The following is a 20,693-nucleotide window of genomic DNA, read 5'->3' on the forward strand; positions in this document are numbered from 1 at the left end:
ATCAGTCGACCTCCTCGACGCTCACCAAGTGGCGAACGGCCATAACCAAGCCACGATTGACGGGGGTGTCCTCGCGAACTACGCTGTGACCAATCTTATGAAGGCCGAGCGTATGAACATTCGCGCGCTGGCGCTCAGTTGTATGAACTAAACCATGCACCAGAGTGATCTTCAAATTTGACATCACTCACCATCCTTTGCTTCAGATGCCTTGGCGGCCTGAGCTTCTTCGCGAGCCTTGCGAGCTTCGGCAATGCCGGCAGCACGCTCACGGAGCAAAGCATCAGGAGCGACTTCCTCAAGAGAAAGACCACGACGAGCAGAAATCTCTTCTGGCTCTTCGAGCTTCTTCAAAGCGTCCACAGTAGCACGCACTACGTTTACAGCAGTTGCAGAGCCCATGGACTTGGTGAGGATGTCCGTAATGCCGGCGCATTCCATAACAGCGCGCACAGCACCACCAGCAATTACACCAGTACCTGGAGCAGCTGGACGGAGCAACACAGTACCAGCAGCATCGTGACCGAGCACTGGATGAGTGACGGTACCACGAATGCGTGGAACAGTGAACATATGCTTCTTAGCGTCAAGCTGACCCTTAGCAATAGCAGCTGGAACTTCGCGAGACTTGCCGTAACCAACACCAACAGTGCCCTTACCGTCGCCAACAACAACAAGTGCTGCAAAGCTAAAGGTACGACCACCCTTGTGGGTCTTGGAAACACGGTTAATAGTAACTACGCGATCCAGAAGCTCTTCGCCACGGTTTTCTTCACGACGATTACGACGTTCGCCGCGCTTACCCTCGCCCTTGTTACGGCGAGAACGACGATCATCGTTACGCTCCTCAGCGGATGCCTGAGTGTTCTGAGTTTCTTCAGCCACTTGGGTTTCCTTTTCGTTGTCGCTCACAGTGCCAGACCTCCCTGACGGGCGCCTTCAGCCACTGCTGCGACGCGACCATGATATTTGTTACCGCCACGGTCGAAGACTACAGCGGTGATACCCGCTTCCTTCGCCTTAGCCGCTACTAATTCGCCAACCTTGGTTGCAGCTTCAGTCTTCGTGCCAGTGAAACCAGCGAAGTCAGCAGTCAAAGTGGAAGCGCTTACCAAAGTAATTCCCTTGGTATCATCCACAATCTGAGCAACCATATGACGGTTAGAACGGGAAACAACTAAACGAGGACGTTCAGATGTGCCGGCAATGTGCTTACGAAGACGGGCGTGACGACGCAAACGTGCGACTTTGGTACCCTTACCGAAAATCTTAACGCTCATATCACTTACCAGCCTTTCCAGCCTTGCGCAGGATACGTTCATCGGTGTACTTAATACCCTTACCCTTGTAAGGTTCTGGGGCACGAAGCTTACGAATGTTAGCAGCAACCTGGCCAACAGTCTGCTTATCGGTGCCCTTTACGATTACCTGGTTAGGATTTGGCAACTCGAACTCAATACCTGCCGGTGGTTGAACGGTAATAGTGTGAGAATAACCGAGCGAGAACTCAATGCCCTTGCCCTTCATCACTGCACGATAACCGGTACCGACAATATCCAAAGTCTTGGTGTAGCCGTCATGCACACCCTTCACCATAGAAGCAACAATTGCGCGAGCCAAACCATGCTTTGCACGAGTTGGGCGCAAATCGTCAACTGGAGTCAGAACAATCTGATTGTCAGCGACTGCTGCGGTGATTCCCTCTGGAATTTCATAAGAATCAGAACCCTTAGCGCCTTTGACGCTGAAGGACTGACCTTCAATCTTTACTTCCACGCCTGCAGGAATGTCGACGGGGAGCTTACCAATATGCGATGCCATCTTCAGCTCTCCTTTCTCACCATACGTAGGCGACGATTTCGCCGCCAATGCCTCGATCGAGGCATTCCTTCTGAGTCAACAATCCCGAGCTGGTCGAGATAATAGCAATACCGAGGCCACCAAGAGGCATTGGCAAAGCATCAGACTTTGCGTAACGACGCAAGCCTGGCTTAGAAATGCGCTTGATGCCTTGGATAGAACGCTGGCCATTGGAGCCATACTTCAACGTAATTTCCAACGTCTGTCCAACCTTAGCTTCCTTAGCAGCGAAGTCCTTAATATAGCCTTCGTGCTTCAGAATCTCGGCGATATTCGCCTTGAATTTGGAGTACGGCATTTCCACGGTATCGTGCTTTGCCGCGCTCGCATTACGCAGACGTGTCAACATGTCTGCGATTGGATCTGTCATTGTCATGTGGGCTAACGCCCTTTCTCGCCGTGGTTTCCACCGCCTCTATATGAGAACTTTGTCTTCAAGCAGTGGACCTTCAGCGTCGATATTTACCAACTGGACTTCGTAACACCCGGCAACTCACCGCGATGAGCCTTCTCACGAAGGCAGATGCGGCACAGACCGAACTTGCGATACACGGAGTGAGGACGACCACAAACCTGGCAACGCGTATAAGCGCGTACCTTGAACTTCGGCTTGGCGGCCGCCTTGTTTTTCAGAGCGGTTTTTGCCATTTCAGTTCTCCTTGAATGGGAAACCGAGGTGCTTAAGCAAAGACTTGGCCTCCACATCGTCCTTGGTGGTAGTCACCACGGTGATGTCCATACCACGCTGATGATCAATCGAGTCAGGATCGATCTCATGGAACATAGACTGTTCCGTAAGACCAAAGTTGTAATTACCCTGACCGTCAAACTGGTTGCCATTGATACCACGGAAATCGCGGATACGAGGCAAAGCCAGAGTGAGCAAACGATCCAAGAATTCCCACATACGATCGCCACGAAGAGTTACGTAAGCACCGATAGCCTGACCTTCGCGCAAATGGAACTGAGCGACAGACTTCTTTGCCTTAGTTACCTTTGGCTTCTGGCCGGCAATCAAAGTGAGATCCTTAATCGCACCTTCGATGAGCTTAGAATCACGAGCTGCAGCGCCGACGCCCATAGAGACGACAACCTTCTGCACGCGAGCCACCTGCATAGGATTAGTGTGGCCGAATTCTTTCTCCAAGGCTGGTACGATTTCATCCTTGTATTGTTGCTTTAAGCGCGGAGTTGCCGGCAACTCAACTGTAGTATCGGTCATGCCAGCTCCTTTCCGGACTTCTTGGCGACACGCACGCGCACGGTCTTAACCTTGCCGTCACGAGCCTCTTGCTTAACAATCACGCCAACGCGTGTAGGCTGCTTGGTCTCTGGATCAATAACCATCACATTAGAGCGATGGATTGGAGCCTCAACCGAAACAATGCCCGCCTGCTGACCCTGCTGGGTGGCGCGAACGTGCTTCTTAACGACCTGAACGCCTTCTACGATCAAACGGTCATCGGCTAGTACACGAACTACTTTGCCTTCCTTACCGCGATCCTTGCCGCGAATGACCTTCACCTGGTCGCCGGACTTAATCTTGGCTACCATATCAGATCACCTCCGGAGCAAGGGACACAATCTTCATGAAGCGCTGATCGCGCAATTCACGACCGACTGGTCCGAAGATACGAGTGCCTTTTGGTTCACGACCGGAGCCGAGAATTACGGCGGCGTTCTCATCGAACTTAATATAGGAACCATCGACACGGCGATGTTCCTTGACAGTACGGACGACGACAGCCTTAACTACGTCGCCTTTCTTGACCGACCCGCCAGGGATCGCGTCCTTGACGGAGGCGACGATGATGTCGCCGATGCCGGCATAGCGTCGCTTCGATCCACCGAGCACGCGGATGGCAAGTAACTCCTTAGCACCCGTGTTGTCGGCGACATGAAGCCGCGTTTCCTGCTGAATCATTGATTCTCCTTAGCCGAGCTGGTTCTCCCCACTCACCTGTGTCTACCACAGTAGCAGACACAGGTGAAGCGCGGAGCCTTGCCGAACTTGTTTACTTGGCGCGCTCGATAATCGAGTCGAGACGCCAACGCTTGGTCTTGCTCAGTGGCCGAGTTTCCATAATACTCACGAGGTCGCCAATATGTGCCTCATTGTGTTCATCATGGGCTTTGACCTTGCGGGTGGAGCGAACGACTTTACCGTAAAGCGGGTGTGTCGAACGCTGCTCCAGCTCAACGGCGATTGTCTTGTCCATGGCCTCGGACACGACGTAGCCGCGACGAACCTTGCGGAAGTTGCGCTCTTGGTTCTCAGCCATGCTTACTTCTCCTTGACCTCAGTGGCGCCAGGCTCTTGGCTGATGCCGAGTTCACGCTCACGCAGGATAGTATACATCCTGGCAATGTCGTGCTTGACCGCCTTGAGGCGAGCGCTGTTTTCGAGTTGACCAGTTGCTGCCTGGAAGCGCAAGTTAAATAGCTCTTCCTTAGACTTCTTCAAGAAGCCTTCGATCTCAGCATTTGTCTTCTCGTTCAAATTCTTGATGGTGTAGTCTGCAGTTCCGACTGGCATCAGATGTCACCGCCTTCACGCGCAATAACACGGCATTTCATTGGGAGCTTATCGATAGCGCGGCGCAAAGCCTCGCGAGCGATGTCCTCAGAAACACCACCGATCTCGAACATTACGCGTCCTGGGTGGATGTTGGCAATCCAGAATTCTGGAGCACCCTTACCGGAACCCATTCGCGCACCAAGCGGGTGCTTGGTTAATGGACGATCTGGGAAGATCGTAATCCACACACGACCGCCACGCTTAATGTAGCGAGTCATTGCGATACGAGCTGCCTCGATCTGTCGGTTAGTGATGTAAGCCGGAGCCAGCGCCTGAATACCAAAATCGCCGAAAGCGATCTCGGTGCCACCCTTAGACATGCCGCTACGGGTAGGACGGTGCTGCTTACGATATTTAGTCCTCTTTGGGATAAGCATCTGCTCACTCCTTCGTTTCCGTTGCGGCAGGAGCTTCAGCAGCTGCAGCTTCAGCTGGCTTTTCAGCCTGTGCTTCAGCAGCCTTCTGCTGGTTAGCAGGACGTGCGCCACGACGTGGACGACGATCGCCACCACGACGACCTTCACGCTTACCCTGCTGAGCCTGCTGCTCTTCGAACTCACGCTCGGTCATATCACCCTTGTAGATCCAGACCTTTACGCCGATACGGCCGTATGTGGTCTTAGCTTCAAAGAAGCCGTAATCAATCAAGGCACGAAGAGTCTGCAGTGGAACGCGACCCTCGCGATAGAACTCAGAGCGGCTCATTTCGGCGCCACCAAGGCGACCGGAGAGCTTGATACGGATACCCTTGGCACCTGCACGCATTGCATCTTGCTGTGCCTTACGCATAGCACGACGGAATGTAACACGGTTTGTCAACTGCTCCGCAATTCCCTGAGCAACCAACTGAGCGTCAAGTGCAGCATTCTTCACTTCGAAGATGTTGAGCTGTACTTGCTTGCCTGTGAGCTTCTCGAGCTTTGCGCGAACGCGCTCAGCTTCAGCGCCACGACGACCGATGATAATACCCGGACGAGCAGTGTGAATATCTACACGAACGCGATCACGAGTGCGCTCGATAACGATACGAGATACGCCAGCACGCTCGAGGTCATGGCTCATTTCCTTGCGAATCTTGTCATCCTCAAGGACGAAGTCACGATAACGCTCGCCAGCTTTGTTGGAGTCAGAGAACCACTTAGAGCGATGATTCTCGGTGATGCCCAGGCGATAGCCGAAAGGATTGATCTTCTGACCCATCTTTAGCGGGCTCCTTCCTTAAGCGAGACGATAACAGTGATATGGCTTGTGCGCTTGTTAATGCGCGCAGCGCGACCCTGTGCACGAGCACGGAAACGCTTAAGCGTTACACCCTCGTCCACATAGGTTTCCTTGATGACCAAGTCCTGCTCACGGAATGGTTCACCGGCTTTTTCAGCCTTAACGCGAGCGTTAGCGATCGCGCTTTCAAGAACCTTGCGCACCGGCAATGATGCGTCCTGAGGAGCAAACTTCAAAATGGTAATAGCTTCGCTTGCACGCTTGCCTCGGATGAGGTCGACCATGCGGCGAGCCTTGCGCGGCGTCACGCGGACGTGACGAGCGATTGCTTTAGCTTCCATGTGTCCTAACTCTCCTTTAGCGGCGTGCCTTTTTGTCGTCCTTCACGTGACCCTTAAAGGTCTTGGTCGGGGCGAACTCACCGAGCTTATGACCAACCATGGCTTCGGTAACGAATACCGGCACATGCTTGCGGCCATCATGTACGGCAAAGGTGTGTCCAATGAAATCAGGAGTGATCATCGAACGACGCGACCAAGTCTTAATGACATTGTGCGTACCCTTGTCGTTTTGCTCGTCGACTTTCTTCTGCAAGTGGGCGTCGACGAAAGGGCCCTTCTTGATGCTACGAGTCATCTATTCGACACTCCCTTACTTGCGGTTCTTACCATTCGGGCGACGACGAACAATCATCTTGTTCGAAGCCTTCTTTGGACGACGTGTACGAACCTCGCCCTTGCCCCATGGAGAAACTGGTGGCTTACCACCACGGGTGCGACCACCATGTGGATGGTCCACAGGGTTCATGGATTCGCCTCGGGTGATTGGTCTACGACCAAGCCAACGTGCGCGACCTGCCTTACCAAGCTCGATATTGGCGTGATCGGAGTTACCTACTTCGCCAACAGTAGCGCGGCAACGAGCGTCCACGTTACGAATTTCGCCAGACGGCATACGCAACTGCGCATAAGCACCATCCTTAGCGACGAGCTGAACAGCGGCACCAGCGGAACGAGCAATCTTCGCACCACCAAGTGGACGAAGTTCAATTGCGTGAACCACGGTACCGGTTGGGATATTCTTCAGAGGCAGGTTGTTGCCTGGCTTAATATCAGCCTGAGCGCCGGTCTCAATAACATCACCCTGGGCAACGCCTTCAGGAGCGATAATGTAACGCTTCTCACCGTCTGCGTAATGCAACAAAGCGATGCGAGCGGAACGATTAGGGTCATACTCAATATGAGCGACCTTTGCTGGCACGCCATCCTTGTCCCAACGCTTGAAGTCGATGAGACGATACTGACGCTTGTGACCGCCGCCGCGATGGCGAGAAGTCATGCGGCCGTAAGAGTTACGACCACCAGTCTTGCTGAGTTTGCGTACCAGCGACTTTTCAGGCGTAGAACGCGTGATCTCGGCAAAATCCGAAACCGAAGCGTTACGACGGCCTGCAGTCGTCGGCTTATAAACGCGGATAGCCATAATATAGTATTCCTTTACTTTTCTCGGCTAGCCTTCAGTTACCAAAGATGTCAATCGTTTGACCTTCAGCCACGGTGACAATAGCACGCTTCTGGTTCACACGACGGCCGAAACCGGTGCGAGAGCGCTTCAACTTGCCAGCGCGGTTCAAAGTGTTAACGTTTGTCACCTTGACCTTGAAGATTTCTTCGATAGCCTGCTTGATCTGAACCTTGTTAGCATCTGGAGCCACTACGAAAGTGTACTGACCACGATCAGAAGCTGCGTAACTTTTTTCAGAAACAACTGGCTTAAGAATTACGTCATGTGCTGGGTTATGGACTGCGACCATTTAAATCAGGCCTCCTTAACGACAGGCTCGGTCTTAGCAGCAACGAAGGCTTCGAAGCCTTCCTTGGAGAAGACGACGTACTGAGCTGTAACAACATCGTAAGTGTTGAGCTGATCAGCGAAGATCACGTGAACAGTTGGAATGTTGCGTACAGACATCCACTCATTGATGTTCTCACGAGAAAGAACAACAGTAGTGAATTGGTTATTGGTCACAGGAGTAAGTGCTGCAACAGCTGTCTTGGTGGATGGAACATCCTTAATACCAAAGTCAACTACAGCAATACGTCCAGCATTTGCACGATCCGAAAGAACGTAGCGAAGAGCAGCTGCCTTCATCTTCTTCGGGGTGCGCTGATCGTACTTACGAGGAACTGGACCGTGAACAACGCCACCATGTACCCACTGAGGAGCACGAATGGAACCCTGGCGAGCACGACCGGTGCCCTTCTGCTTCCATGGCTTCTTACCGCCGCCGGAAACATTAGCACGATTCTTCACAGCATGGGTGCCCTGACGAGCAGCAGCAAGCTGAGCGATTACGACCTGATGAACCAGTGGACCGTGAGCTAAAACGTCTTCGTTGGAGATGCCGAAAATTTCAGCAGGAGCTTCAACGGTTCCGCTTGCATTGCCCTTAGTATCAGTGACGTTCAGAGTTACGTTTGCCATAATTATCAGGCTCCCTTCACTGCCGAACGGACGAGAACGATTGCGCCCTTAGGACCTGGAACAGCGCCCTTAATAGCGAGAATGCCGTTCTCGACATCCGAAGAAACGATTGTGAGGTTAAGCGCGGTGGAAGTCACATGACCCATGCGACCAGCCATACGCTTGCCCTTCAAAATGCGGCTTGGAGTTGCGCAAGCGCCCACAGAACCTGGGCGACGTTCGTTCTTGTGCGAGCCGTGAGTACGGCGATAGGACTTGAAGCCCCAACGCTTGATAGTGCCAGCAAAGCCCTTACCCTTGGTAGTGCCAGTGACATCTACTTCAGAACCCTCAGCGAACAATTCAGCAGTCAATTCCTGACCTGGCTGATAATCTGCTGCGTTCTCGGTGCGCACCTCAGCGAGGTGACGACGAGGAGTTACACCAGCCTTTGCAAAATGACCAGCCAATGGCTTAGTCACCTTGGTAGGATCAATCTGGCCATAACCGAGCTGTACTGCGCAATAACCGTCAGACTCTACAGTCTTTACAGCGGTAACTACGTTAGTAGCAACTTCAACCAGAGTTACGGGGACGAAGAAGCCGTTTTCATCCCAAACCTGCGACATACCCAGCTTGCGGCCGAGCAATGCAGTGCGATTCTTATTCTGCGACATTACTTTCTCCCCCTTCCTACAGCTTGATCTCGATGTTTACATCCGCAGGCAGGTCAATGTGCATCAAAGAATCCACAGCCTTTGGCGTTGGATCTACGATGTCAATGAGGCGCTTATGAGTGCGCATCTCGAAATGCTCGCGAGAATCCTTGTATTTATGAGGAGAACGGATAACAACAAACACGTTCTTCTCGGTCGGCAGAGGAACCGGACCCACTACTGTGGCGCCCGCGTTCGTCACCGTCTCGACGATTTTCTTCGCCGATTGGTCGATGACCTCATGGTCATAGGACTTAAGCCTGATGCGGATTTTCTGTCCCGCCATTGCCGTCCGCCCTTTCTAGCGATTCGTTTACTGTTTACCAACCTGAATTCAAGGGCACCGGCGAGAATAAACCCCTAGGGTAATTCCACATCAGTGCGCGGCATCAAAAACCTATTCATACAAAAAGATTTCGATTCAAAGTTTTTGCTTCCGCGCTCGCTTTTTTTAATTACAATATGCGAGCCTTAAAACAGGCAACTAAGTAATTAAACCATCAACCTTCGATTATTAAAAACCGGGCGTGTCGGCTATTTTCCAACAAAAAATGGCAGAAACTACAATTAGTTGAGCTTCTGCCATTATTAACTAAATACGCAAATAATTACGCCGCTTCACGCTCCAAACGCATACGATGGCCTTCTTCTTGAGAAACACCATAATATGCAGCAATAGCAATATCCTTCATATCCTCAATTTGCGGAATACGAGGATTTGCAGGCGCACACTGATCTTCGTAAGCACGCATGCCAATATTGTCAAGTATCGACCAGTAGTACTCTTCGTCTACGCCACAAGCCTTAAACGAAGCGTCCATTCCAAGCTTTTCATTTCGATACTCTTCAACAGCACGAGCAAGATTTTCAACGCCTTCTTCAGGGGTTTTACCAGGATCTACACCGAGATTCTTAGCGATCTCCTGATATCTCTCAAGAGCAATATAGCGGTTGTACTTTGGCCAGCTAGTTGGCTCTTGCGGAATTTGACCGTTATAGCGAATAACGTAAGGCAGCAAAATTGCGTTTGTATGACCGTGTACAACGTGGCACAAAGCACCAATAGTATGAGCCATAGCGTGGCACATTCCTAAGAATGCAGAACCAAACGCCATTCCAGCCATAGTAGCTGCATTATGCATTTTTTCTTGCGCTTCAACCTTGCGCTGAGAATCTTCGCAATTCACAGAATCGTTGAGATTTTCCCAAATAAGTTTCGAAGCATGCAAAGCCATAGCATCCGTAAAATCATTTGCGTAAACAGAAACATAAGCTTCCATAGCATGAGTTAAGGCATCAAAACCAGAATCGCATGCCAATCGACGCGGCTGCGTACGAGCCAAAACAGGATCGACTATTGCGACCGTTGGAGTCAAAGCGTAGTCCGTAATAGGATACTTGTATCCAGTCTTGTGATCTGTAATAACAGCGTAAGGCGTAACTTCAGAACCAGTTCCGGAAGAAGTTGGTATGCAAACAAGCTTAGCTTTGCTGCCAAGAGGCGGAATCTTAAATGCGCGTTTACGAATATCGAAGAACTTTTCTCGCAAATCAGCGAAAGAAATCTCCGGATGCTCATACATAAGCCACATAATCTTAGAAGCATCCATTGGCGAACCACCACCAACAGCAATAATTGTGTCTGGCTGGAATTCGTCACGCATCATTGCAGCCCCTCGCTCAACTGTTTCAACGCTTGGCTCAGGCTCAACGTAATCAATAATACGGAAGCTAACGCGATTATCTCGAGCACGAAGCTGATCAACAATCTTATCGACTACGCCAAGTTGCTCCATAACCTTATCGCACACAATAACTGCGCGCTCAACGCCGTACATATCCCTCAAATAACGAATAGCATTCGGCTCAAAATAAGTTTTAGCCGGAATCTTGAACCATTGCATATTATTATTCCTTCGTGCAATACGCTTAATATTAAGAAGATTTATAGCTTGTACGTTGCCGGAAACGGAATTTCCACCATAAGATCCGCATCCAAGAGTAAGCGAAGGAGCAATCGCGTTGTAAATATCTCCAACGCCACCAAGAGATCCAGGAGAATTCCAAACAATTCTGCAAGCATGCATACGAACACCATATTCGCGCACAAGATCTTGATTATTTGTGTGAATTACAGCAGTGTGACCAGCTCCATGTACAAGCATCTGCTCGCACATCTTGAAGCCTTGTTCCTTATTTTCTGCACGAAGCATTGCGTGTACAGGAGCGAGCTTTTCCATAGTAAGCGGCTCCATTTCGCCAACTTCTTTGCACTCTGCAACCAAAATCACAGCATCATCTGGAATTTCAAATCCAGCTTCGTGCGCAATATATTGCGGAGACTTACCAGGAACAACGGAATTAAGTTTTGGTGTATTTCCAGAATATGCAGTGCATCCAAACATATATTGTTCAAGCTTAGCTTTTTCGTCAGCATTAACAAAATATGCTTTCCTGCGCTTCAATTCGCGAAGTAATGGCTCATACACATCCTTATGCGCAATAATTGCTTGCTCTGTTGCACAAATCATTCCGTAATCAAAATGCTTTGAAAGAATCAAATCGTTTGCAGCGCGCACAATATCAACGTCACTATCGACATATGCAGGAGCATTTCCTGCACCCACACCAAGAGCAGGTTTTCCTGAAGAATATGCTGCCTTAACCATTCCAGGACCGCCTGTTGCAAGAATAGTTGCGATCTTTGGATGTTTCATCAATGCACCGGTAGCTTCAATTGAAGGATGTTCAATCCACTGAATGCAATCTTTTGGCGCGCCTGCAGCCACAGCAGCATCGCGAACAATTCGAGCTGCTTCAGAAGAGCACTTTTGCGCAAAAGGATGGAATCCAAAAATAATTGGACAACGAGTCTTAAGTGCAATAAGCGACTTAAAAATAGCTGTAGAAGTTGGGTTAGTAACTGGAGTTACGCCTGCAACAATACCAACCGGTTCAGCTATTTCGTCAATTCCGAGAACATCGTCCTCGCGAATAATACCAACTGTTTTTTGACCTGCTAGATAATGCGTAATATGTTCGCATGCAAAGATATTTTTTGTAGCTTTGTCTTCTACTAGGCCACGACCTGTTTCATCGACAGCCATCTTTGCAAGAACCAAATGTTTATTCAACGCTGCCACTGAAGCTTTAGCAACAATATGATCGATTTGCTGCTGATTAAGCTTCTCAAACTCATTCAAAGCGACGGTTGCTTTTTCAACAAGTTGATCAACTTCATTTTGAGCAGCTAACGCAACGTCATCAGCACTAGCAGTTTTGCCAGTCTCGGCTTGGTGTTGTGCCTCAACCATGAGTATCCTCCTCGATAGTTCCACCAGCGGTACCAATAGACTTATGAGCAGACTAATTTAGTATTCACCGCTAAATATGTGATACAAGTCACAATTTAGCCTCTTTGCTGTACTTTCGCATCTTTGAAGCGAGTTGCGCTATTTATGAGCGAGCTTTATCCTCTATTGTTCGTTATTTGTTCTTATTTGTAATAATTTATGTTCAATTAATAGATAAATTTTTCTAGAATGTCAATTTTAACGGCTAGTTGCACACTATTTATAACATTTACTCAACAAATTTAATTTAATTTAATAAATAATAAAAAATACAAAAAATGGCTCCCAGCAAAACCAGGAGCCATTTGCAAATATAAATTCGCGAAACTTAACGCTTCGAGAACTGAGGTGCACGACGTGCCTTGTGCAAACCAGCCTTCTTGCGTTCCACAACGCGAGCGTCGCGGGTCAAGAAGCCAGCCTTCTTCAAAGCAACACGGTTTGCATCGCGATCGATAGCATTCAATGCACGAGCAACACCCAAACGAATAGCACCAGCTTGACCAGTGGTACCACCACCGTCAACGAGGACTACAACATCAAACTTGCCTTCAAGCTTGAGCAACACGATTGGTGAATTCACTTCGCGCTGCAACAAACGAGATGGGAAGTACTCCTCCAAAGTGCGACCATTGATAGTCCACTTGCCGGAGCCAGGAACCAAGCGCACGCGAGCAACAGCTTCCTTACGACGACCAGTGCCATAGCCTGGCTCGATGGCGGAAGTACCAGTGCCTGCACCAGCATTGGTTTCAGTGGTGTAGCTAGTCAGTTCTTCTTCGTTCTCAAGAACCGCGGAGTTGTTATTTTCTGCCATATCTATTCTCCTTGATCTCACTTAGCCTGCTGAGAGACCTGAGCGATCTCGAAGACCTGTGGCTTCTGCGAAGTGTGCGGATGCTCAGCGCCGGTGAACACACGAAGACGGTCAAGCTGCACCTTAGCAAGACGATTCTTTGGAAGCATGCCCTTAACGGCAGTCATGATAATACGCTTTGGATTCCTCTCCAAAAGCTCTGCATAGCTATCACGACGAAGGCCGCCTGGACGACCAGAGTGGGAATACAGTTCCTTGCTCAACTTATTGCCAGTCAAAGCAATCTTTTCAGCGTTAATAATAATAACGTGATTGCCAGAATCAGCATGAGGAGCAAACGTTGGCTTATTCTTACCACGCAGCAAGATTGCTACCTGAGAGGCCAAACGACCAAGTACCACGTCAGTGGCATCGATGATGTACCAGTCATGAGTTAAATCTGCTGGTTTCGGTGTGAAAGTCTTCACAATCGTACCTTTTCTCTATTGTGTTTCGAGCGTATATTTTCTTGGTTTATAGAAAATATTTTACTCATAATCCGTGGGCTCCCTGAAAGTCCTCGATGGCGAGTGGGAAAAGCGCTTTGAAGGACCCCTTAGGGAAACACAACAATCTGCAAGTATATCGCCAAGTGGCGACTACTTGCAAATGTATATTTTATATAAGGCTGCGACGAATTACAAAACGAATTACAAAACGAATCGCAAAACGAATCGCAAAACGTCACGCGTTCATAATTGCTGAAAGCGACCGCACTCTAGGCAAATCAAACATATTGTCCAAAGACACAGGATTGCCTTCACCATCAGCTAACGGAATACGCCAATTTGGATACTCGTCATTCGTTCCAGGCTGATTTTGCGTACGATACTCTCCAACTGCATCAACCAAAGAAGCAGCAAGCAAACGCGAAGGAGCATCCTTCAAAGCGCGATACAATGCCTCAATAATCTCCTGAGTATGAGCATCCTCATCTTCAAGCAACTGAGCATCCAAATAACCACCTTTGACCAACATTCGCATCATAGCGCGATGCTCTGCCTCAGCGCCAGCGCGGAATTCTTCAACAGAACCAGTAAGCAAGTGCAAACGCTCACGAATATTAACCTGTTCATAGCGCAAATAGCCGGCAGCAGGAGGCAAATCATGCGTATTTACAGATGCAAGCGTCATTTCGCGCCACTTGTCTGGAGTGCGGAATTCGCCGTCACGCTCTTCGAACCATTCAACCGTGCAACCAAGCACAGCCTTCTTGCGCAACACTTCCAAAGCATTTGCAGGCAAAACACCCAAATCTTCGCCAACAACTACACCGTGAGCGCGAGCGGCTTCAATTGCCAAAATGCCAAGCATAATATCAGCATCGTAGTAAACATAAGCACCGCCACTTGGAGCTGAACCTTCTGGAATCCACCATAAGCGGAAAAGTCCAAGAATATGGTCGATGCGAACAGCGCCTGCTGAAGCAAACATTCCATGAACCATATCTCGGTATGTTTTAAAACCAGTACGCTCAAGCTCAAATGGATGCAAAGGTGGCTGAGACCAATCTTGACCTTGCTGATTGAAGTAATCAGGCGGAGCACCAACAGTAGCTCCGTTAGCAAATCGCTCTGGATTCCACCAAACTTCAGATCCTGCAGGATGCACGCCAACAGCCATATCAGACATAATGCCGATTTTCATACCAGCGTTACGAGCAGCAACTTGAGCATCATGCAATTGCGTAAAAGCAACCCACTCAAGCCAACGATAAAACTCAAGAGTATCTGGGAAACGATTAGCTAATTCGCGAACTTGATCAGAATCCTTAGTAAGAGTCCTCTCCCAGCAATCGTCACCCTTTGGAGCACCCCACTTGTCATAGCACAAGCACCAAGTAGCATAAGATTCAAGCCTGTCACCCATCTCCTGCTTAAACTCATTAAAAACGCGAGCGCGAGTTTCAGACATACCAGCCTTGAAAATCAGCCACAATGCACGCATTTTTACACGCCACATGGAATCACGGTCTATTATTTGCGCGTCATTGTTAAGCGGCTCAACCTGTCCATGAAGCTTTTCAATTTCTTTGCGAGTTTTATCGTTTAACGTTTCGTACTCAGGAATACTTTCTGGGCGAATATACGTTACATTTACCATTCCTCGAGCAACCGGCAGGTATGGAGATGGAGTAAGCGGAGTTATAGGCTCACCTGCATGCATTGGGTTTATTAGCACAAAGTCAGCACCAGTTTTTTGCTTAGCTTCAGTAAGAAGAGTCGCCAAATCAGCAAAATCACCAACGCCCCAAGACTTTGAAGAACGGATTGAGTAAAGTTGTGCCATCCATCCCCAAAGCTGTTCTCCATTTGGTTCCAAGGAATTAAGCGTATCAATGCTTTCTGGAGCACTAATAAGTGTTGCCTCTTCTTGACGCTCACCAACCGTCACACGCAATGTGTGATAACCCATTGGCACATCTTCAGGAATTTTTATAAGAGATGTTGCAACAAATTTTCCATTTACAGGGTATGCAACATCATTTTCGTTAGGAACAATAGTTAAATCGCCTTTATATTGTTCACCATTTTCCAATGTCAATGTTGCAACTGGGTATTCTAATATTCCCGTATTAACTGTAACTTCATCACATTTGCCAACAGTGTGCAAAATAGTTGGCGCAATAATGCGTCCATGTCGATACGCTAAAACGTCGTTTGTAGATTTTTCTATTGCCTCATTGGTCGAAGCGTCCACGCCTAATGCGCCTAAAACCGAAACTAATACGTTATCTTGAATCTCGTGTTTTTGATTATCTGAACCAATAAAACTCACGCCAACGCCCATTAATTCAGCAAGACGGTGTAATGGCTTCATTGCTACTTCTTCATCTGTTGTATTATCCATACGCTCCATTATTCGCGTTAGCAACGACTGCGCGCCGCTGATGATACATCTTCAGATTTATCGTTACATAATTCTTGCAGCACATTTTGTGGAACACCAGGATTTAACGCAACAGCTCTTCGTACCATGGAAGCTAATACAGTTGGAGCGTTTTCTTCTGCACTAACACCAAGGGAGGCCAAATATTTCAATGTTTCAGCACTTATGCCATCCGATTGCGCACCCTCTAAACGCATTTTCCAAGAAGCTTTTGGATTGCATAATGCAGCATTTCGAACTGCATTACATGAATCTTTAGTAAGTCTTCCAACTAACCAATTTTTAGCATTTTTATTTTCAGCAACAGCCAAACGCACTTTATCAGCAGAATCTTCAGAAAGTTTCACTAATATGTTTGGAAAAGGCATTTCTGTAGCTAAATAAATACGGTCTTCTTCTGGAGTATTGATATTACCTGCAACTGCTTCAAGCAAGGAAGTGGCTCTAGAAAATGCCGCTTGATCTGATCGATCCGGTAATTCTCTCCTAGCAAATTCATGAAGCTCAGCTGAATCTTCGCTATGTCGTAAATGCTCATATACAGCAGTTAAAGGTTCATAAGATGAATCGTCAGTAGTGTTTGTTTTTTCATTAGTCTTTTCCATGAAATCACCTTTAACGCTTAGTATCTATCAGCTTATTACTTAGAGTACCATCTGCTTCCGGCACAACGCTTCCAGAAAAAGCATTCTGAACCATATCAAGAAATTCTTGTGATTTTAAAGTTGGAATAGCAATATTAAGAGAAATTTCAGCACCATAAATTTCGTTGTCAATTATGCCTTCCATTTGACTTACAATATGCTGCAACATTCGCAATTGTTGATATTGCAACTTGCAAGTAAAACGAGTGCACGTAATAATATCAACTATTTGCGCAGATTCTACTGCCATACTTGCTGCACGCGCATAAGCTCTGGTTAGACCACCAGCTCCAAGCAAAATACCGCCAAAATATCGCGTTACTGTTACTACACAATCTGTTAAATTTGACGATCTAAGTACATCTAATATTGGTTTTCCTGCTGTCCCAGTTGGCTCACCATCGTCACTCATGCGCTCACGCAATTGAGCTTTCGATGAGCCACAAATTGCAGCATAAGCAACATGACGAGCTTTAGGATTCTTAAAACGCACTGATTGCATAAATTCCACAGCATCGTCAAGATTGTCAATATGACAAATACATCCAATAAACTCTGATTTTTTCTCTATGAAAGAAGCCTCGAAAGGCTGCGATTGCAATTGACGAACAGTGTGCAGAATATTATGCGAATTAATCACTAGATACTACCAATACTACGCTTTTTCGTAACGCAATAACCTGTCAATGATACCAGAAATATCTTCCATTGCTGCATCGGCACCTCCTTCGGTACCAATTTTTACAGATTCATGTATTTCTTTATTGACATGTTCCCTTGCCACTATCACTGCTAAAGAATGTAAAGCAGCAGTTGCAGCGGAAAGCTGCATAAGAACATCTTGACACTTCGCATCGTTTTCAATCATAGTATTGACTGCTGCAAGCTGACCTTGTACTCGATGCATGCGTACTATCAGTTTTTCTTTATCAATATCATAACTTTTCATCGTTACTCCGATTTATCAATTACATAACCACACAAAGGTTATAACATCATATACAAATTAATACAATAAATCGTTGTATCTATATTATGCATCATCGTATTATTTATTGCAAAATGACGCGTTAATCTACTTCAAAAAGATCTCAATAGACTAACGCGTCAAATATTCTATATCAAAACATATTATCGCACTAATCTACGCCTCATTGGAGGAATTTCGCTATGCCGTGCCCCAGTAGACATTCTCCCATGTTTAGGAACTATAGCTGAAAAACGACCTAACGATAAACCTGAAGCAAAGGTTAACATAATAACAGCAAGAAGTATCACAGTTACCGAAGAAGCGCCAGTAACAGCAAGCGATGTTGGAATTGTATTACTTTGATTAACATAATTCTTACTAGCATTTTCGTTGCTATTCGTACCGACATGTTGATTGGAAGTATGATCGTTCCCATCATTTTTTGAATCAGTTAAATCATCACTGTTAACCGTTTCATCACTACCAGTTTTACTATGATTTTCTTCTACTTTTTCTTTGCTTTCTTTACCATTCTCCTTATTTTCATTACTATTTTTTCCATCAGTTTCATTACTCAAAGTTTCTTCATTTTTCTCATCATTTGCATCATGCTCATCATTTCCATCATTCTTATCATTCTTAGAACGATCCTCGCCGCCGGAAACTTGCACAGTCTCTCCTTCTACACCCAATACATGAGTTGCTAAAGGATTACCCTGAGCATCGTAAACTTCAGCTTTCCAATAAATAGTTCCTTCATGATCTAATGTAATATCTGCAGAACTTACAGAAATAGAAGACTTCTTACTTTCTTCAGCCTGCTTATCTGTAATATTTACGCGAGATTGAGGCATTTTTTTCTCAATTTCAACAGATATTGCAGTTTCCTTAGTTTCTTTAGTTTCTTTAGCTTCCTTAGTTTCCTTAGTTTCAGAATTACTGTTTTTTGTACCGCTATTTTTAGTTTCACTATTCTTAGCGTCGCCATCCTTAGCATCGTTACATTTAGCTCCGTCACAATCGCTCTTATTTTCCTTACCATCTTCATACTCGTATGCACTAAACACTACGTAACTGCCTTTTGGCAACGTGCCAGTAATACGAGCATTATCGTGGAACTTTTCACCAGCCTTAACCTTTTCATCGCTTACTCTAGTTGTAACAGATACAGGAGTAGTTAAAACATTCGGTTCAACTAAGGCACGACTCCACAATCCGTTATACGCAGATTTATGAGCTAAAGCGCGCGAAGAACCAGGAAAATCATAAACAAACACATACCATCCTGACTCACTATTTTTATTGGCGCGAATATGCACATTATCTTTCAAAACTTTCGGATCCGAAGAAGATTTATTGACTCCAGCAATAGGGCGCATTGTAATGCTTCCATTACCAACCTTATAAACTCCATTTACTGCTGGAACCTCCCAATTACCAATTAAATGATGATGCGCATCTTCTTTTGGCTCTTGCTCGGCTGCTTCACCTTTAGATCCCGGCATATATTTTTCATTATCTTTTTTAGTGCTTTTTTCACTGCCTTCTCCAGCCCACCAAACGCGAATGTGTGCCTTCTTGTCGGCATTAAAACCATATGTTTCATTACCTTTAAACGATCCATATGTTTCCGGAAGACCTCTTACAGTGATTTCACTAACAATTTCTGTGCCAATACCAACAATTTTCTGCTTTGTAACAACATCAGAACTTATAGTTGCTTGGTATACAGAAGTAGAATCTGCAGAACCAAATACTTTCACAACTTCATCATCTAATTTATCTGCATCTTCTTTTTTCTGCGCATCACGAGAAATAATCCAAACCCATGTGCCAAAAAGACCAGCTTCATTATCAGCGACTTTGTAATCTTCAGCTTCCTTCAAATCTGATGCACTAATATCGCCATTTGCGCGTTTAGCCTTAGCATTCACACTTTCGTTAGCTTTAGAAAAGTCAGCTTTTGCTGCAGCAACCTGTCGCAAATCTGGCAAAGCTCTAATACGTTTCAGGTATTGAACTGCAGATTCGCCATTGTTACGTTGCCTAATTTGCAAAATATCTTTAGCAGATCCAACGAAATAATATCCTTGGGCACGCAAAGTAACTCCATTTAACCAACTATCTTTTGCCAACACTCCACTGGTTACCGTGCTATCAACCTTCTCGCCCACATGCAGCTCATGTTTTGCAACTTTTGAAGTAAGAGTCGGCTGGAAACTGTCTTTTACTCCGAAAGCAAGTTTTTCACTATATTCAGCATCGTTTATGGAACGTATCTCGTCTTGATATTCAGGTGAATAATATCTTTCAGCTTTAGGAGCTAAAAATCCAATTTTAACGATGGCAGTACCATTCCTCTTAGAACTCCAAGGAATATTCACTACTTCATCTTTTGACTTTAATTCAACAGATTGTTTACCATCATTAAACTCAACTAAAGCATCTTCAGATTCAAGCCTAATAGGAACATCTTTAAGAGCATAGCCCTTGATATTTTTCACCCTTACATGCACAACTCCAGCATGCTTTCCTGAAGTATACTCTTGATTAACTTCTAAGTTCATAGGAGTATTATTTTCGGCTTCTTCCCACAATTTCTTAGATGTTTTTTTCAAATCCTCAGTAGAGATTTTTTCAAAACCATTATCTACAGCTCTTTTCCACTCATCTTTTTTAAGATCAAAATGATCGTGCATTGCGAAAGCTATAGATGTTTGAGTAAGCAAATCGTCATTATTACTAGAAGTTTTTATCATTTCTGCAGCAATGCGATAATCTTTGTCGAGTTCTTGCTTCCAATCACCTGATGAGCGACCAAAATCTACACTTGATTCAATACAATAAGATATATGTTTCTTGCCCCAATAACTTGGTGTAGGACCAAGCTTTGTGCGAAGAGTATGATCTTTAAGCCATTCTATTTTGTCTGAAACCTTATAAAATACACCAGGTTCATCATAATAACCTAAAGCTGACTGCGTGCAGAATATAGCAGGAATTACAAAAATAGAAGCAAAAAATGCTGACAGACTACGAATAGTTTTACGTTTCATACTAGCGCGCATATTGTTATCGCTACGAGCACTATTATGCTTCCCTCCATACTTTTTCATAAAAATCTCCTTTAGCCCAACCCTTTA

General features: G+C 46.4%; 28 protein-coding genes. All 28 read right to left on the reverse strand.

All coding sequences use genetic code 11. From position 1 onward, the window contains the following. Position 1 precedes the first annotated feature (1 nt). Positions 2-184 (reverse strand): 50S ribosomal protein L30, encoded by a 183-nt coding sequence (gene rpmD / locus HXT43_RS04805; protein ID WP_004105491.1) that lies wholly within the window; start codon positions 182-184, stop codon positions 2-4. Next, on the reverse strand, positions 184-912 hold the full coding sequence (gene rpsE / locus HXT43_RS04810) for a 30S ribosomal protein S5 (protein WP_004574087.1): 729 nt from the start codon (positions 910-912) through the stop codon (positions 184-186). The genes rpmD and rpsE overlap by 1 nt, the downstream gene beginning before the upstream one ends. Next, positions 909-1,280, reverse strand: a complete 372-nt coding sequence (gene rplR, locus HXT43_RS04815; RefSeq protein ID WP_004109670.1) for a 50S ribosomal protein L18 — start codon at positions 1,278-1,280, stop codon at positions 909-911. Before rplR ends, rpsE begins: the two co-directional genes overlap by 4 nt. Position 1,281: 1 nt before the next feature. Then, positions 1,282-1,821, reverse strand: coding sequence for a 50S ribosomal protein L6 (rplF, locus tag HXT43_RS04820; protein ID WP_004105494.1), 540 nt, complete (start codon positions 1,819-1,821; stop codon positions 1,282-1,284). Positions 1,822-1,837: 16 nt separating this feature from the next. Then, positions 1,838-2,236, reverse strand: a complete 399-nt coding sequence (gene rpsH / locus HXT43_RS04825; protein WP_004105495.1) for a 30S ribosomal protein S8 — start codon at positions 2,234-2,236, stop codon at positions 1,838-1,840. 86 nt (positions 2,237-2,322) lie between these two features. Then, positions 2,323-2,508, reverse strand: a complete 186-nt coding sequence (locus HXT43_RS04830) for a type Z 30S ribosomal protein S14 (RefSeq protein ID WP_003808046.1) — start codon at positions 2,506-2,508, stop codon at positions 2,323-2,325. Position 2,509: 1 nt separating this feature from the next. After that, positions 2,510-3,082 carry a 50S ribosomal protein L5 gene (gene rplE, locus HXT43_RS04835; RefSeq protein ID WP_004109679.1) on the reverse strand — a complete coding sequence of 191 codons (573 nt, stop codon included), beginning with the start codon at positions 3,080-3,082 and terminating at the stop codon, positions 2,510-2,512. Next, positions 3,079-3,414: a 50S ribosomal protein L24 gene (rplX, locus tag HXT43_RS04840; RefSeq protein WP_004105501.1), complete on the reverse strand. Its 336-nt coding sequence runs from the start codon at positions 3,412-3,414 to the stop codon at positions 3,079-3,081. Before rplX ends, rplE begins: the two co-directional genes overlap by 4 nt. 1 nt (position 3,415) lies before the next feature. Then, entirely contained in the window at positions 3,416-3,784 is a 369-nt protein-coding gene (gene rplN, locus HXT43_RS04845; RefSeq protein ID WP_004574089.1) for a 50S ribosomal protein L14, read from the reverse strand. A gap of 91 nt (positions 3,785-3,875) precedes the next feature. After that, positions 3,876-4,142, reverse strand: coding sequence for a 30S ribosomal protein S17 (gene rpsQ, locus HXT43_RS04850; RefSeq protein ID WP_004114365.1), 267 nt, complete (start codon positions 4,140-4,142; stop codon positions 3,876-3,878). 2 nt (positions 4,143-4,144) lie between these two features. Then, entirely contained in the window at positions 4,145-4,396 is a 252-nt protein-coding gene (gene rpmC, locus HXT43_RS04855) for a 50S ribosomal protein L29 (protein ID WP_004105502.1), read from the reverse strand. Continuing rightward, positions 4,396-4,815, reverse strand: a complete 420-nt coding sequence (rplP, locus tag HXT43_RS04860) for a 50S ribosomal protein L16 (RefSeq protein ID WP_004109684.1) — start codon at positions 4,813-4,815, stop codon at positions 4,396-4,398. Before rplP ends, rpmC begins: the two co-directional genes overlap by 1 nt. Before the next feature lie 4 nt (positions 4,816-4,819). Beyond that, on the reverse strand, positions 4,820-5,638 hold the full coding sequence (gene rpsC, locus HXT43_RS04865; protein WP_004574090.1) for a 30S ribosomal protein S3: 819 nt from the start codon (positions 5,636-5,638) through the stop codon (positions 4,820-4,822). Between the two features lie 2 nt (positions 5,639-5,640). Further along, the gene (rplV, locus tag HXT43_RS04870; RefSeq protein WP_004105510.1) at positions 5,641-6,000 is read right to left on the reverse strand and encodes a 50S ribosomal protein L22; all 360 of its coding nucleotides are present in this window, start codon (positions 5,998-6,000) and stop codon (positions 5,641-5,643) included. 16 nt (positions 6,001-6,016) lie between these two features. Then, a complete protein-coding gene (rpsS, locus tag HXT43_RS04875) occupies positions 6,017-6,295 on the reverse strand; it encodes a 30S ribosomal protein S19 (protein WP_004114357.1) in 279 nt (92 codons plus the stop codon). A 15-nt stretch (positions 6,296-6,310) separates the two neighbouring features. Next, positions 6,311-7,141: a 50S ribosomal protein L2 gene (rplB, locus tag HXT43_RS04880; RefSeq protein ID WP_004574091.1), complete on the reverse strand. Its 831-nt coding sequence runs from the start codon at positions 7,139-7,141 to the stop codon at positions 6,311-6,313. A gap of 34 nt (positions 7,142-7,175) precedes the next feature. Further along, positions 7,176-7,472, reverse strand: coding sequence for a 50S ribosomal protein L23 (gene rplW, locus HXT43_RS04885; RefSeq protein WP_004105515.1), 297 nt, complete (start codon positions 7,470-7,472; stop codon positions 7,176-7,178). 5 nt (positions 7,473-7,477) lie between these two features. Further along, complete coding sequence (gene rplD, locus HXT43_RS04890) at positions 7,478-8,143, reverse strand: 50S ribosomal protein L4 (protein WP_004105517.1); 666 nt, start codon at positions 8,141-8,143, stop codon at positions 7,478-7,480. A gap of 5 nt (positions 8,144-8,148) precedes the next feature. After that, positions 8,149-8,799, reverse strand: coding sequence for a 50S ribosomal protein L3 (rplC, locus tag HXT43_RS04895; protein ID WP_004105519.1), 651 nt, complete (start codon positions 8,797-8,799; stop codon positions 8,149-8,151). 16 nt (positions 8,800-8,815) lie between these two features. Then, positions 8,816-9,124 carry a 30S ribosomal protein S10 gene (rpsJ, locus tag HXT43_RS04900; protein ID WP_003808013.1) on the reverse strand — a complete coding sequence of 103 codons (309 nt, stop codon included), beginning with the start codon at positions 9,122-9,124 and terminating at the stop codon, positions 8,816-8,818. A 322-nt stretch (positions 9,125-9,446) separates the two neighbouring features. Beyond that, positions 9,447-12,152 carry a bifunctional acetaldehyde-CoA/alcohol dehydrogenase gene (gene adhE, locus HXT43_RS04905; RefSeq protein ID WP_004105523.1) on the reverse strand — a complete coding sequence of 902 codons (2,706 nt, stop codon included), beginning with the start codon at positions 12,150-12,152 and terminating at the stop codon, positions 9,447-9,449. 367 nt (positions 12,153-12,519) lie between these two features. Then, the gene (rpsI, locus tag HXT43_RS04910; protein WP_004105525.1) at positions 12,520-13,008 is read right to left on the reverse strand and encodes a 30S ribosomal protein S9; all 489 of its coding nucleotides are present in this window, start codon (positions 13,006-13,008) and stop codon (positions 12,520-12,522) included. 17 nt (positions 13,009-13,025) lie between these two features. Beyond that, entirely contained in the window at positions 13,026-13,475 is a 450-nt protein-coding gene (gene rplM, locus HXT43_RS04915) for a 50S ribosomal protein L13 (protein ID WP_004574093.1), read from the reverse strand. Positions 13,476-13,731: 256 nt separating this feature from the next. Then, the gene (gene malQ, locus HXT43_RS04920; protein ID WP_100209130.1) at positions 13,732-15,906 is read right to left on the reverse strand and encodes a 4-alpha-glucanotransferase; all 2,175 of its coding nucleotides are present in this window, start codon (positions 15,904-15,906) and stop codon (positions 13,732-13,734) included. An 8-nt stretch (positions 15,907-15,914) separates the two neighbouring features. Further along, the gene (locus tag HXT43_RS04925; RefSeq protein ID WP_004105530.1) at positions 15,915-16,541 is read right to left on the reverse strand and encodes a hypothetical protein; all 627 of its coding nucleotides are present in this window, start codon (positions 16,539-16,541) and stop codon (positions 15,915-15,917) included. Between the two features lie 10 nt (positions 16,542-16,551). Continuing rightward, positions 16,552-17,220, reverse strand: coding sequence for a YigZ family protein (locus HXT43_RS04930; protein ID WP_415707218.1), 669 nt, complete (start codon positions 17,218-17,220; stop codon positions 16,552-16,554). A gap of 15 nt (positions 17,221-17,235) precedes the next feature. Next, a complete protein-coding gene (locus tag HXT43_RS04935) occupies positions 17,236-17,529 on the reverse strand; it encodes a metal-sensitive transcriptional regulator (protein WP_004574096.1) in 294 nt (97 codons plus the stop codon). Positions 17,530-17,711: 182 nt separating this feature from the next. Continuing rightward, positions 17,712-20,666 carry a peptidase gene (locus HXT43_RS04940; RefSeq protein WP_415707219.1) on the reverse strand — a complete coding sequence of 985 codons (2,955 nt, stop codon included), beginning with the start codon at positions 20,664-20,666 and terminating at the stop codon, positions 17,712-17,714. Between the last annotated feature and the right edge of the window lie 27 nt (positions 20,667-20,693).

Origin of the sequence: Gardnerella sp. DNF01195 (assembly GCF_049244175.1) — a bacterium.
GTDB classification, from domain to species: Bacteria; Actinomycetota; Actinomycetes; order Actinomycetales; family Bifidobacteriaceae; genus Bifidobacterium; species Bifidobacterium leopoldii.